Origin of the sequence: Microcoleus sp. PH2017_05_CCC_O_A, from assembly GCF_020738785.1 — a bacterium.
Lineage (GTDB): Bacteria > Cyanobacteriota > Cyanobacteriia > Cyanobacteriales > Microcoleaceae > Microcoleus.
On the sequence record NZ_JAEQCB010000322.1, the window covers coordinates 1 to 1,294 of the forward strand.

General features: G+C 42.0%; 1 protein-coding gene. It reads left to right on the forward strand.

Translation table 11 applies throughout. The features are described from left to right. Window positions 1–105: 105 nt before the first annotated feature. Window positions 106–1,251: a transposase gene (locus JGK20_RS34340; RefSeq protein WP_293190646.1), complete on the forward strand. Its 1,146-nt coding sequence runs from the start codon at window positions 106–108 to the stop codon at window positions 1,249–1,251. Window positions 1,252–1,294: the final 43 nt, after the last annotated feature.

The following is a 1,294-nucleotide window of genomic DNA, read 5'->3' on the forward strand; positions in this document are numbered from 1 at the left end:
TTATCAAAAAATTGGGTTTAAAACCCCGTCCTTAAGGACGGCTTTAATTTTTTGGTAAATTTTACTGAGCCTGTTAGAATGGAATAGTAAAACAAACGACAAACAATGAAAGCAAGATTCCAATACAGATTCTATCCTACCACTCAACAACGCCAAAGTTTAGCGCAGTTGTTTGGTTGTGTGAGAGTTGTTTGGAATGATGCCTTAACTCAAAGCAAGTCAGGAAAATATCCCGGCTATAACACTCTATCCAAGTCTCTAGCTCTATCTAAAAAGACAGAAGAGAGAGCATGGTTAAAAGATGTGTCATCCGTGCCATTGCAGCAATCCCTCAAACAATTAGATGTTGCTTACAAAAACTATTTTGACTCCCTAAAAGGGAAGAGAAAAGGTAAAAAACTCGGTCAACCCAGGTTTAAAAAAAAGACTAACAGTCAATCTGCAACTTTTGTCAAATCGGGTTTCTCTATCAAAAGTGAGTCCGTGTATCTGGCAAAAATCGGAAATGTTAGTCCTATTTGGTCGAGACAACTGCCGTCAGACCCTAGCTCTGTCACAGTAATCAAAGATTGTGCCAACCGTTATTTCCTGAGCTTTGTTGTAGAGATTAATTCCGATATTGTCGAAGCTAAAAACCACAGCATCGGCATCGATCTGGGTATTAAAACCTTTGCAGTGATGAGCGACGGAACATCAGCTAAAAGTCCAAGCTACAAACAGTTAGACCGAAAAATTCGCAGACTGCAACGCAAGTTGGCAAGGCAGCCCAAAGACTCAAAGCGCCGAAACAAAACTCGCATTCAGATTGCGAAACAGTACAATCAAATTGGGGATACCCGTAAAGACTTTCTGCACAAACTATCGACCAAAGTTGTTAGTGAGAATCAAACTATTATTTTGGAAGATTTGAATGTGTCGGGCATGGTCAAAAATCGGAAACTGGCGAGAGCAATTAGCCAACAGGGATGGTACGAGTTTAGGGCTTTGTGCGAGGCTAAGTCTGAAAAGTTTGGCAGAGAGTTTAGGGTAATTAGTCGCTGGGAACCAACAAGTCAAATCTGTTCAAATTGCGGTTTTAGATGGGGGAAATTGGATTTAAAAATCCGCTCGGTTCAATGCTTGAATTGCGGTATCGAACACGATCGCGATGAGAATGCAGCCAAGAATATAAACAAAGTCGGGATAGGGCATTGCCACGACTCTAAACGGACACAGAGAGAAGGTAAGACCACTTGTGGCACATCTCCGTGAAGTGTCAAGAATCCCCGCGCGTTCACGCCGGGGAGTATGTCAA